Here is a 13256-nt window from a genome sequence, read left to right as displayed (position 1 = left end):
TAAACTTAACTAAGTTTTAACATCCATCTTGAAGTATATTGCTATTAGCAATAACATATCCACTTAAGGTTATTGTAAAATTGGCTTATACAAATAGTACCTGAAACAATTTATTATCCCTTTTATCAAAATAACATAAGGTTGCTAAATTCTTTAAAAAATACGGTGCTAAAAAGAAAAAGGACAGAGAGGCATTTTTTAAGGACGAAACTGTAAATATTTATGACTAAAACTAGCAAATCCGAAAAATTAATCGACTTTACTATTTAAGAAATTCGTGCCAACAGATATTGAAATACTTTTATTTTATTTAAGTTTTTATCTTTATTTCCTAAATAATCTGCTTAATGTTTCGACTTACTATTCTTTTGGTCTATTTGTTGTTTTTTTCGTTTGCAGGTAATTGCTTTGTGCCTCCAAATGACGATATTAAAAATGCACAAATTATAGGCAATGTAGTGGCTTATTGCTCAAGTGATGCTGCATTTAGTAATTTAGAAGCAACTACGAGCAATTTAGCTAAAGGTTCTTTTTGGACAACCGAGGGTAAAGATGTTTGGTATAAGTTTGTAGCCATTGGTACTGATATTTCGGTTACTGTAAGTGGCAAAATTAATGGATCTGCAAGTACACTATTAAACCCAACTATTGCTTTTTATAGTTATTCCAATACAACTGTAACGGAAGAAATTGGTTCAATGACGAGCGCTAACAATATTACAACGGCCTATAAAGGAGGCTTAAATATTGGTCAAGAATATTACATTCGCATTAGTGCAGAGGATAATGCAACTGGAACCTTTAAATTGTGTATCAATAATTTTAACCCACCCAAAAAACCCGGACAAGATTTCGCTACTGCATCAATATTATGCAGTAAAGAAACATTTACTGAAAACAACATTGCTGGTGCCGGGAGCAACAATAAGGAATCAGTTGGCAGCTGTTTAGGAACAGAATCTAACTCGGCATGGTACACTTGGACCGCTGCAAATGATGGAACACTAACCTTTAGTATCACACCAACATCTATAAACGATGATATTGACTGGGTGTTGTATGACCTTGGCCCTAATGGTACGGTGGCTAATTTATTGCCTCAAAACCTTATTCGTTGTGCAGCTGGGAGTGGAGTAAACTGTGTAAACAAATATTATTTAACCGGTTTAGATCTATCTTCAACCGATTTAAATGAACAATCGGGCTGTGTTACGGGGCAAGATGGTTTTGTGAAATTTGTAGACATGCAAAATACCCATGTATATGCTTTACTAATAGATAATTTTTCGAGTGGGAATAACGGTTTTACGTTAACTTTTGGTGGTACTGGCGATTTTGTTGGGCCAAGTGCCTCTATTATACCAACCATAAATAATGAGTGCGCCGTAAATCAAAGTTATACTTTTAGTGCTGCAGCCAATAATTTTAGTTCATTAAAATGGATCTTTGGAAATGATGCCAGTATCCATGAAGCCAATACGATAGGCCCACACACCATTACTTATGCTAAAAGTGGCCCTAAGACGGTTGTTTTAGAAGTTGTGAGTGCACGAGGCTGTAGTGTAATAACTTCTTATCGTTTTTTTTATTCCCAAAAACCCGAAAAGCCAATTATTACCGCCAACAAGCTAAATTTTTGCATTAGTGACGTATTAATGCTATCTATTCCTGAAATCGAATTTGCCAGTTATGAATGGACTGGTCCACAAAATTTTACAGACACCACTGCATCGCTTACCATACCTATTTCTAACATTAACCAAGCCGGAAATTACACTGTAAAAGTGAAATTAGGAAATTGTGAAAGCGAAACGGCCAACATCAACATCCCTCCGATATTTAAGCTACCAATTGCTAATTTTAGTACCGATCCTTTACTACCGGGAAAATTTTCGATACCAATGACTATCAAATTTTTCAATAACTCGAGTAATGCGCAAGCCTATGAATGGGACTTTGGTGATGGAACACAATCAACCGAAACCAGTCCTAGTCATACCTATACTCAAATTGGAACTTATAGCATAAGATTAACAGCCTTAACCACTTCAGGCTGTTTAGATACATTGTCTACTCACAATTTGGTGTTGTTAAAGGCAAGCGCATTATTAATTCCAAACTCCTTTTCTCCAAATAACGATGGAATAAACGACGTATTTACAGTTAATCTAACCAATTTAAAAAGTTATAACCTACAAATTTTTGATCGCTACGGCGAACGAGTTTTCAAATCTGAAAATACTACAAATTCGTGGAACGGGAATTTGAGCAATGAAAATCCAGCACCTGTTGGTGCTTATTTTTACCTAATTAATGGTGTGGATCTATTGAATAAAAAAGTGACCTACAATGGTTCTATTACCTTGATAAGGTAATATTTCATCGATAAAGAAATCCGACTAAACCAATTAAACAAGCGCAATCGTAAAATTTAAGTTCAAGCAATTCACCACATTCTCTTTGGACAAACTACTTTGTACACATTGTTGAGTAGTAGACCCAAAACAATTTCATGACTTCCCGTGCTTACTTGCTTTAGATCGGAAGTGTTAAAGTCATAAGCATACGTTAAATTCACTAAATGGCTAATATTTACACCTGCCATTACATTAAACGCATCATTTTTCCTATATCCGGTGCCAAGCCAAAAACGGTCTTTAAATCCCATTTTTAAATTAACATCAATTGAAGTTGGCAATGGTTCAACCAGTTTAATCATAATTGAAGGGGTGATGTGTACATCTTCTGCCAAATAAAATTTATAACCACTTGTTAAAAATAAATGAGCAACTTGTTTAGACAAAGTATAATTTTCATCCTTGCTAAAAGGCATTTCTTGAGGCAGTAATTGCTGAACCGATGCCCCTGCAAAAAAACGAGCGCCGTAAAGCCATAGTCCAACTGAAACATCGGGTTTTACCTGTGCTTGAATTGCATTTTTTAAGGCTGGATCACTCGGATTTTCTAAAATTAAAGCATTTACATCTATGCCGATTCTGTTAACTCCCGCGGCAATACCCAAGGCTAGATTTAAAGTATTTTGCACTTGAAGATGATATGCATAACTTAAGTTAAAAGTAAGGTTTTGCAATTTACCTGCCTTGTCGCTTACTGCAGAAAAACCAACTCCGTGATGGTTTGGCGAGGCGGTATACGTTTGCTGTAAATTCTTTGAGCGCGGATCATTTCCCTTTTCTTCAAAGGATAAGGCATTCGACCATAAATATTGATCGCCTAAAGCCCATTGCGCGCTTACAAATGAAGTTTTAGGTGCATCGGGCAGGCCTGTCCATTGTTGACGAAAACCTAGTTTAACATCGGTATAGTTTTCTATTCCACTTAAGGCTGGATTGAGTAAATAATTGTTTAATATGTACTGGCTATACTGCGGTCTCTGTTGCGCATAAAGTGCCGTAGAAAGAGCTAAACAAAAAGACAGTACCAGAAATTTCAAACAAATATTAATTTAAAATGAGAATTATATAACTCTATGATTTTCGTACAATATAAATGCTTTACCTATCTCGTTGTATTTAATGTCTTTCGTTTTAATACGTTCTACTAATTCGGGAAAGTCTGTAAAGGCATCTGTTAAAATCTTGATATAATTACTTCTTTTTAATTCATAGGTGGTGTTTCCATCTTGATAAGCATAACAAGCAAGAAATTTGGAGTATGAGTATGCACTATTACTCCAACCTAAGTTTGTAGCAGTACCAGATCCTGTAACTTTCATAAAGCTAGCTCCCCTATTATTTTGGACAACATAATACACATATATCTTTCGTACGGGACTAGTTGCTACTAACCTACAAAAACGTTTACGTCCTTCCTTATTATCAAATGTACGAACAACTAAACTATCATTATCAGTTACTACCGACGAGATGGAGTCAATATTTACTTTATTTTTTTTTGCCTTTTCATCTTTTCTAAAATAAATATTATTGGCTGGTGGAAGCAAAAAGATTAAACCCGTTACTTTTTCACCTTTGATATTATAGTAATGCCCAGATATAAATCGTTTATTTGATTGAGATTTTGCGTTCAATACAAATAAAAGTAATAAAGATAGAACAAGTGTGCAACGCATAATTGGGGAGATTTTATTTGTTTTCAATTTTAGTTAATCTATTTTTTAATTCAATGTTTTCCTTTTTCATTTCAATCATATAAAGTGTCAATTCTTCTATCTTCTTTAACAAAAGTTTATTCATTTCACCAACTTCAATACCATTAGATTCTACTTCCTTTGCACTAGGCACTTCTGGCAAGTGTTTATTAAGCTTAATAAACTTTTCTAAATCAATTAATGAAGTAATTTTATAGCCTTCATCAAAAACATAATCAGACCAACCCAAAGGCTCAATTTTTAATTCTTTGGCTTTTATTTTACCATTAACAGAGAGTTTTTCGGATGGGTTGGTTGTGCCAATGCCTACATTTCCACCAAATGGAGCTATGCTCATATTACGATCCATCGTTCCTCCAAAATTAGAAGGTATAATACTTGGAACTGTCAATCCTTTAACCTCAAAAATGAGACTTATATCATTAACCGCATCTTTAATAATAATGTTATTCGTTGAGCTATTTCCTGCACTTGTTACATCTTGTAAAGATGTAGCTAGTTCGGATTTAATTTTCGCGGGAGAAAACGGCATCATTTTTCCTGAAACATCCTTACCCGCAAGCCATGAAATAGAAGTTCCAAATCCGCTAAAATCTCCACTTAAACCAGCATAAGAATTGGCATTATCTGCATGAGCAACATTAACAGCTGCACCATGGTTACTTATTAATTGCCAATAAGTACCATCCCAGTAGTTCGTTAACCAAAATGTACCCGAATGTGTTGTAGATTGCAATTTTGTTGCACCGTCAGCATTTCCAGTCGTATTTGCTCCAATTATTTTTCCAGCACCAAGCTGTGAAGCTGTGATTAATCGGTCCCATTGACCCCAGTTCCCACCTTGTTTTGATCTCACGGACCAACTACCATTAACCGTTGCTAGCAATTGATTGATGTAGTTAGCATCATTATTTGAACTAAACTGTATTCCTTGTACCCATTCATTTGTTCCTGGCTGATTTAGTATCGTATTGTTTATAGATTTTAATAATTTAAAACCAAGGGGCGTATTTAAATCAGAGACCCCCTCTGGTTCCCATTTATTTGTAGTTAAGGCAGAAGTAGCACTACCGGTCAAATTACCTATAAAAGTTGTAGCTTTAACATTTCCATTAACTTCTATTTTTTCAGTTGGTGTTGTTGTACCAATTCCCAATCCCGTATTGTTGAGTGTCATTACTTCAGTCCCAAACAAGGTAGTATTATTCGCTCCAACATACCACGAGTGTTTTGTTGCGGCATTGCCAGAGATAGTACCTCCTCCCCATTTAATAATATTATCAGTTCCACCATTTTCAGTTAAAAACGTTGTAACTGGTTCTTTGGCATTAATATAATGAGGAGAGCCCATCCTACCAACTTTGCTAACATTATTAGTACGAACGGCAGTTCCATTATCTGCACCTAAAATTAAACCAAAACCAGAACCTTCTCCAATATCAAAAGTAGCTAATGGACCGAGGGTTTTAATTCCTACTTTCCCATTTATATAATTTTGAGCAGAACCAGCCATATATAGGTTATATCGTGATGGAGCAGCGCTTAAATCACCATAAAATCCAAAGTTGTTCGTAGCTCCAGTTAACGTTGGTGAAACATAAAAACCGTACTGATTTGATACTGTACTCCCAGCTCCAAACACTCCTTGTTCTGCTTGATAATGCATTATATTGTTTACATTAAAAGCTGCGGATAAAGTTGAAGCTAAGGATGAATAATAAGTAGCCATCCCTGTTACTGAAGGTTGAATAACACCAATGTTTTGTTGATTGTAAGCAGTAGAAGATCCTGTAATGGTAGCACCTATTAGCATATTTTTAAAAGAAGAAGGTCCAATCCCTAAGCCAATATTTCCATTTGTCTGAATAGTTGAAATACCACTAATTGCACCACTTAAATTAGTCGATCCATCAAAAGTTTGTCCCCAAATGGTACGTGGGGTAATTAGTTTTCCTACACCATCCATTGCATCGATCCAACTAGCATTTATTGGATTATATACTTTTAACCTACCAAGGCTAGTATCGAAAAATAATTTAATAGTATTTTCAGCAGCTATTGTTGCACTTAGTGTAGGAATTGGTCCGGATGGAATTCCCAATCGCTTGATAATATTTGCATAATTATCAACTTGAGTAAATGAATCATCTCCCCTTATATTACTTGCAGGACTTGTTTGTGCAACTGCTATTAAATTTAATACAATAAATAATATGGTTAAAATTGGTTTCATATTTTAAATTAATATACTCATGCTTAGTTTTGATCCTGAGTCAATCGTACACCTACTTTTTTTTTAAGAGTTTTAACATCTTTGCTTCTAATTTAACCTGCAAGGATTCTATATTTTCTATACGTTTATTTTGCTCGTTAATACATTCTCTTTCCCTTTTTAATTCCTTGTCCTTTTCAATCAAATGCAATGTCAACTCTTCTATCTTTTTTAACAAAAGTTTATTCATTTCACCAACTTCAATACCATTAGCTTCTACTTCCTTTGCGTTAGGCACTTCTGGCAAGTGTCTGTTTAATTTAATATATTTTTCTAAATCAAGTAATGACATAATTTTATACTCCTTATCAAAAACATAATCCGACCAACTCGAAGGCTCTATTTTTAATTCTTTGGCTTTTATTTTACCATTAACAGTTAGTTTTTCGGATGGGTTGGTTGTTCCAACTCCTACGTTTCCACCATTTAACCAAGAACTGCCATTAGAGTTCAGCGAAATTGCATTTAATTGGTTACTATTATATAACCAAAGAATACCATCGCCATTTGTAGAAGTAAAAACATTGTAAAAATACTTGTCTAAGTTTTGCGTATTTCTTCCAACAAATGCATTTTGATCATTCCCTATATGTGCTACCATATTTCCTTCTACCTGTAGTCTACCTAAAGTTGGCTCGTTGATTCCTATTCCGTAATTTCCACTTGCATTGCTTACTAAAACAGTCTTATAGGTTGGTTGGGCTACTAAAACTGTCCCACTTGTTGTTACGGAATAGGGATTTCCCATAGAAATTGTGGGGTTATAACCTGTTGAATAGCGAATAAATACACGTACATTTTTATAGGGTCTTGGTAAATAAGCAACAATAGCCATTTGACTAGCCGTCATTGTTTTAATTCGAAGGGTAATGTTTGGTGTAACAACATCTTGCTCAATTTTACCAACAAAGCCCCCACTAAACTGAAGCATTACTTTAAAGTTAGCCACGTATGGAATCGCGTTACCCCAATTACTATCGGCGTCAATAATCTGTCCTACAAATTCTGCAGCGGTATACGAATCGATTGCGGTAGCATTGATATAAGCTATTACACGTTCTCCAATATCGGTTCCAGTTGTTGCATTCCATTCATAAAGTTGCGTTTGATCAGACATAGTTTGTGCACTTAATTTAGTTAAGCCACAAACCAGCAGCAATAAAAAAAATAAAAGGTAAGACTTTAACATACGTATGAATTGGCTATTTTCTCACTCTTTGAATAAGAATCAATTAGGCTTACAAATTCAAAAAAAACTTTCAAACCTCAAAACCTAAGGACAGAAAGGCATTTTGCAAGGATGAAATAGGCTTTTCTGCACTTTTATATCCTTGCCCATTCAAATGCTTTTTTTTTAAAAGCACACCTAGTACTTTATAGAAATCTATTCTTTTGACTTGCGCATTAAAGCATTTATTTTTTTTGAAAGCTCATTTAATTGTTTCTGCTGTTGCGCATTGTATTGCCGTTCATTTTGTATCTCAGCATCTTTTTGAATCAAGTACATGGTAAGTTCTTCAACCTTTTTCATTAATAAAGTATTCATCTCTGCCACATTAATTCCATCTTTTTCAATTTCGGCTGCTGAAGGAGTCTCTGGTAGATGCTTATGCTCTTGAATGTATTTACTTAATTCATTTAACGATCGTAATTGATAACTAGGATCAAAAACAAAATCTGGCCATCCCGATGTTTCCACCTTAATTTGCTTTGCTCGTAAAACTCCTTCATTGGTTATCTTGACAGCTATTTTATCTTTCAATTGTTGAGCAGTTAATTCTCGCTGAATTGCTCCTGTTGTAGCAATTGGAGCAAAATAAATGTTTCCCGCCACATCACCGTATATTACTCCTGCTCCGTTATTGGCTCCGTCTGCTCGAAGAACCCAATTGCCAGCTCCGTTTCGTGCTGCATTAAATCCAAAATAAGTAGTGCCGTAATTCAAAACGGAAGAGTTTGCATTTCCAACTGAAAAGGAAGAAATTCCATCCCCCACTTGGAATTGTGCAATTGGAAAGGCTGTGCCTATACTTAACCGAACCGGAACGTATACTGTACCTTCGTTCCTAATTACCAAGCGTTTAAAAGATTGCAAACTGGAATGCGTCATGCTATAAGAAGTTCCGGCGGAACCGTTTGCATAAAATGCCATGTCTCCGTTATTTTCGAAATTTAAAGCGCTAAAATCTGAATACAAACCTCCGTCTACCTGCCAATTATTTGCAGTATTGTTCCAATGAAGATTCTGAGCTATTGAAAATCTTGACCAATACGTTGCTTCTGCTCCGATGCTCTGAACATATCCACTTGCCGCTAATCCCCTAATTACAAAATAAGGATTCGTGCTACTCTTTTGAACCAAGCCGATGGAATCTCCAACCGCAAGCGGAAAATAAGGTGTTTTAGTCCCTAAATTAACACCCACATTGCCTGTATTGTCATTTTTTAAATTTATTCCTGAAAGTGTCCACTGCGCTTTACCATTAAAACTTACAAACCATAAAACAAAAATGAGTGCAAGGATATTTTTTTTCATTGTATTTTACTTAGGGATAATTATATCTTTTAAATCAGGAAATCTTTGCTCACTATTTTAACTCTGCCTCTATTTTTTTCATTTTTTCTTCCAGTGCTTTTATACGTTCGTTTTGCTTTTCAAGCGTCGTAATTTTTTTATCCTGCTCAAGTATATACAGCGTCATTTCTTCTATTTTCTGAATTAGCATTTTTTGCATTTCTCCCATGTTTAATCCATCTTTTGCTATCTCCTTTGCCGATGAAATTTCAGGTAAATGCTTATTTATTCGAATGTATTTTTCTAAATCAGTCAATGAGATTATTTTGTAATCATCGTCAAATACATAATCTGGCCAATTTACAGATTCAACTTTAATCTCTTTAGCACGAATATTACCATTCACATCCAATTTGGCGATCGGGTTAACGTTTCCAACGCCAATTTTACCACTCTGATCGATGGTAAAAGCCGCGTTGCTTAAAGTAGCAGGATTATTATCGGCAACATTGTTTTGAAGGATATGCAACTTCCCTCTGCTCCAGCCGGTCCCATCCCCTTCTACCACAATAGCAGTTTTTTGTCGTCCTGCATAGGCATCGCCGTACCCTTCTGGATCAAAGCTAATTCCAACGGCATTACTTGAAAGGTGTGTATTTCCACCTATTTTAAGTAAATATTGCAGCCCCGTTAAATTTGTAATAAACCGAGCTGCTCCGTTTACCTGAAACTTATTTAATGGGATATTTGTTCCAACACCTACATTACCAGTAGTAGTAAATGTCATAATATCGGTATATGATGCCGAATTATGTCTTCCAGCTATCGATAAAAGGGTCCAATTTCCTGGGTCTTTACTGTAAATTTTATGTCCAAAACCATTTCCGTAGTTAGATGTATTCCACACTATGGATTTATCGTAACTTTGAGAATGCAAATTATCGAAAGTTAATTCCTGTGCAAATCCATGTCCACTAATAAAAATGGAGATAACAAACAGTGCTAATTTTTTACGAATCATTTTGGATGAGATTGTGAACAAAAGCAAGGGATTTGCTGTCTGCTAACATTGCCATTAAATCCCCCTATTTACTCTTACACGCTAAGTTAATTATGCTTCTTTGAAACACAAAAAACCAATGACGAAACAGGTCGTTTTAAGGATATAAAGGATCTTTTTTACCTTAAAAAAGATGAGATCTGGTTTATTTTTTTGCCTTTTGCCATTGAAACACAGCATGCACGGAAATTAATTTTTCTTTGTAAGTCCTATGCTGTTTTGACTATTTAGATAGTGAAATCTAGCGCAAGTGTCTCGCTCGTGACTATTCTAACAACACCAAATAAATCAGCTATCTCATTACACAGACTAAACAAAATGCTTAGACCAAAGAAAAAACCATCTCGAACAAATTAAGCACAGTTGCACTAACCGCCCAACAGGCTCACCGCAGAAAATGCTTGCCCTAGAGATTTCTTAAGCCATAGAAGGGCTATTTTGTCTACCTCAAAACATCTATTCGAAACTATATTAATCTTAACAACTAAATTTGTAAATTAAAAGAATCGACGTATTATTTTAAATTTTGTTTTTGTCTTGATGACTCCATTTTTTTTAGCCTCTCCTCCATTTCTTTCATTCTAGTTTCTTGTTGTATTAGGTAAAGCGTTAGCTCTTCTACTTTTTTCATTAAAACAGCATTCATTTTACCAACATCAAGTCCTTCTTTTTCAATTTCATCAGCTGATGGCACCTCAGGTAAATGTTGGTATTTATTAATGTAACGTGCTACATCAGCTAATGATCGAAGTTTATAGGTAGGACTGAAGACAAAGTCGGGCCATGTTCCAAAAGCTTTTACCTTCATTTCTGTAGCTATCATGGATCCATTCACGGCTAATTTATATCCTTTTGTATCCGTGGTACCGATGCCCAATCCAGAGTTTGTAATACTGGCTATTATGGTTCCTGAAGCTGTATTACTATTAGCTGCTGCATAAAAATGGGTTATAGTTGCTGCATTCATAAACATAGATCCACCTCCAATGCTTAAAATATTGGAGCCAATATCACTCGTTGCCATTGCTATTGATGTGGGACGGGAAATACTATCTAAACCCGGAACGCCAATCCGCCCAACTTTTAATGTATGATTGGTAATGGACTGCGTGCCGCTATTTGCTCCTACAAGAATTCCAACTGCATCACCTTGCTGCACAGTAAGCGATACTGCGGGCGCAGTAGTACCAATCCCTAATTTCCCTGCCCTTAGGGTCATATAGGTATTAGGGCCTGTTCCCCAAAGTTGGATATCTCTATGTGGATCTCTTTCCCACCATGTTCTTGTGTTTACTTGAGGATCAAGATACGATACATCTACCGAAATACCATCGTGTATTCTGACAGAAAGCCAATCTGTTCCTGCTGTATTTCTAACTAACCAGGTATTGTGCTGAAAAATATTTCCGCCGGCTCCTCTTATTGAAGAAAGAAGCATTTTTGATTGAACGGTGTGCCCTAAGTAATTACTTTCAAAAACCGTAAATTTTGCAGGGGTAAGTGTGGTACCTATGCTTACTTTTCCTTGTGAAGTATTATAGATATCGTTACCTGCAGTTGTCCATTGTGCAGAGGCGTTGAAAAAAATAAAGGATACTAATACACTAATAGTAATTATAAGAGCGTTTTTTTTCATTTTTGATAGGAATAATTATGATTTAATTTAAATAGAGAATAGACAAAGTATTAAAAATTGCAATAAGTTAAATAAAGTTCTATACTTAAATCATTCACCTCATTGCACCGAGTAAACAAAATACTTAGACCAAAGTAAAAAACATATCTAACAAATTAAGCACAAGAAAATCAGGCCTATTGCTTTTTTATCTTTAGCCACTGAAACACAGAATATAAAGAAATGAATTTTTCTTTGTAAATTCTAAACTGCTCTGGCTATTGGATAGTGATTTTTGGCGCAAGCATCTCGCTTGTGACTATTCTAACGAGACAAACCATACACTCCATTGCACAGACAAAACAAAAAACATAGACCAGAGTAAGAAAATCTCTAAAAAATTAAGCACTCGCTGGTGCGGGTTTTTAACTCGTACCTAAATCAAATCTATCTCCAACAAACCCTTTTCTCCAGAAAAATCTATAGCACTACTATACTTCGAATGATAATCTTCTGTCACAAAACCCGCCTCAACTGGATTGCTATGAATATAATCTATTTTCTGATCTATTACTGAATTTGACTATAGTTCTATAGAAATACAATAAAAAACTAAAATAGCAAAAAAGCCTAACGCTTTTGCTTAACTTTGTATATGTGGTACGAGTTAAAAACTCGCACCAGCTCAAATTATCTATTAAATTACGCTCGGACTAGCTGAGGCTGGCACCAGCGAAAAAATCTACTCAATTACGCTCGGACTATCTGGGGTTTAACTAATCCTGAGACCAATAAACTTCTTTTTCAAAATAATCAATTAATTCTTGATTGTCTGACCAATAAGCTTTAGTCAGGGCAGTTTGTCCGAAATTGTCCTTATCATATAAATTTGCGCCAACGCTAATCAATAATTTAACAATATCAAAATACCCACCGTAACTCGCCTGCATCAAAGCAGTATTATTTTGTTCGTCTTTTTCATTAGGATTTGCTCCTTTTGAAAGCAAATATTTTGTAATTATTAAATGTCCATTCGAACAAGCACAAAACAATGCTCCATCAAATCCCAATCCTTCTATTTCAATAAAAAATTTTAAAAGTAAAAATTTGTTCATTAACGAAGCTATAATAACAAGCGATTGATCAAACTCATTCCTAACACAGTTAAGATCAATACCTTGATTTTTAATTAATTTAAAATAATTAATATCCTGATTAGCTATTGACTTGTCCAAAATATTTAACTTCTTTTTTAAAGAAAATAGACTATTAACAAATTCATTGAAACCATCAGCTACAAAAAACAACTCTAAAGACTCGTGTTCAAGTAAGTATATTTTATTCGAAATAGCATTTAACAACACAAAATTTCCAACGCTATCTATTGCAATAGGAATAAAATCAACTGGGATAACATTTTTTAACTGCTCCCTATTTTTACCAATATCATATAATCCATTTGTTATCCCAAGGAAAAACTGAATATCAGTTTCAATTTCACCATCAAACGTTTTAAAATTATTCAAACTCGGTCTTCCTCCATTATGTTCTATAAGAAATTCCTTATACGGTTCTGGAAGCTTAATATTTAATCTCGATTCAAAATCTGTGATCTGACTTATGTTTATAGTTTGAAATGTTTCTTTTAATTTTATTTTCATT

At 34.9% G+C, this 13256-nt stretch carries 9 protein-coding genes; 1 reads left to right on the top strand and 8 read right to left on the bottom strand.

Annotation, left to right across the window (positions count from 1 at the left end; translation table 11 throughout):
* The first annotated feature begins 347 nt into the window (after positions 1–347).
* The gene (locus ACJVDK_RS02875; RefSeq protein WP_443938783.1) at positions 348–2375 is read left to right on the top strand and encodes a gliding motility-associated C-terminal domain-containing protein; all 2028 of its coding nucleotides are present in this window, start codon (positions 348–350) and stop codon (positions 2373–2375) included.
* A gap of 71 nt (positions 2376–2446) precedes the next feature.
* On the opposite strand, the gene ACJVDK_RS02870 is transcribed toward ACJVDK_RS02875, so the two are convergent.
* The 8 genes from ACJVDK_RS02870 to ACJVDK_RS02835 form a co-directional block, all read right to left on the bottom strand.
* A complete protein-coding gene (locus ACJVDK_RS02870) occupies positions 2447–3454 on the bottom strand; it encodes a PorP/SprF family type IX secretion system membrane protein (RefSeq protein WP_443938782.1) in 1008 nt (335 codons plus the stop codon).
* Positions 3455–3478: 24 nt separating this feature from the next.
* Entirely contained in the window at positions 3479–4120 is a 642-nt protein-coding gene (locus ACJVDK_RS02865; RefSeq protein WP_443938781.1) for a hypothetical protein, read from the bottom strand.
* Positions 4107–6365 (bottom strand): hypothetical protein, encoded by a 2259-nt coding sequence (locus tag ACJVDK_RS02860; RefSeq protein ID WP_443938780.1) that lies wholly within the window; start codon positions 6363–6365, stop codon positions 4107–4109. The genes ACJVDK_RS02865 and ACJVDK_RS02860 overlap by 14 nt, the downstream gene beginning before the upstream one ends.
* Positions 6366–6417: 52 nt before the next feature.
* Positions 6418–7521, bottom strand: coding sequence for a hypothetical protein (locus ACJVDK_RS02855; protein ID WP_443938779.1), 1104 nt, complete (start codon positions 7519–7521; stop codon positions 6418–6420).
* A gap of 267 nt (positions 7522–7788) precedes the next feature.
* Positions 7789–8940 (bottom strand): hypothetical protein, encoded by a 1152-nt coding sequence (locus ACJVDK_RS02850; RefSeq protein WP_443938778.1) that lies wholly within the window; start codon positions 8938–8940, stop codon positions 7789–7791.
* Between the two features lie 52 nt (positions 8941–8992).
* Entirely contained in the window at positions 8993–9940 is a 948-nt protein-coding gene (locus ACJVDK_RS02845) for a hypothetical protein (RefSeq protein WP_443938777.1), read from the bottom strand.
* 553 nt (positions 9941–10493) lie between these two features.
* Complete coding sequence (locus ACJVDK_RS02840; protein ID WP_443938776.1) at positions 10494–11615, bottom strand: hypothetical protein; 1122 nt, start codon at positions 11613–11615, stop codon at positions 10494–10496.
* A 755-nt stretch (positions 11616–12370) separates the two neighbouring features.
* Positions 12371–13255 carry an ankyrin repeat domain-containing protein gene (locus ACJVDK_RS02835; RefSeq protein ID WP_443938775.1) on the bottom strand — a complete coding sequence of 295 codons (885 nt, stop codon included), beginning with the start codon at positions 13253–13255 and terminating at the stop codon, positions 12371–12373.
* Position 13256 lies beyond the last annotated feature (1 nt).

It is taken from the genome of Pedobacter paludisoli (assembly GCF_052344095.1).
GTDB lineage: Bacteria > Bacteroidota > Bacteroidia > Sphingobacteriales > Sphingobacteriaceae > Pedobacter.
The sequence above is the reverse complement of the archived record's forward strand: the minus strand, read 5'-3'. Positions and strand labels throughout refer to the sequence as shown.

Bases quoted from the DNA above. Each gene is read 5' to 3' on its own strand.
- ACJVDK_RS02845 (WP_443938777.1), bottom strand. From the start codon at position 9,940: ATGATTCGTAAAAAATTAGCACTGTTTGTTATCTCCATTTTTATTAGT.
- ACJVDK_RS02875 (WP_443938783.1), top strand. From the start codon at position 348: ATGTTTCGACTTACTATTCTTTTGGTCTATTTGTTGTTTTTTTCGTTT.
- ACJVDK_RS02835 (WP_443938775.1), bottom strand. From the start codon at position 13,255: ATGAAAATAAAATTAAAAGAAACATTTCAAACTATAAACATAAGTCAG.
- ACJVDK_RS02855 (WP_443938779.1), bottom strand. From the start codon at position 7,521: ATGTCTGATCAAACGCAACTTTATGAATGGAATGCAACAACTGGAACC.
- ACJVDK_RS02850 (WP_443938778.1), bottom strand. From the start codon at position 8,940: ATGAAAAAAAATATCCTTGCACTCATTTTTGTTTTATGGTTTGTAAGT.
- ACJVDK_RS02840 (WP_443938776.1), bottom strand. From the start codon at position 11,615: ATGAAAAAAAACGCTCTTATAATTACTATTAGTGTATTAGTATCCTTT.
- ACJVDK_RS02860 (WP_443938780.1), bottom strand. From the start codon at position 6,365: ATGAAACCAATTTTAACCATATTATTTATTGTATTAAATTTAATAGCA.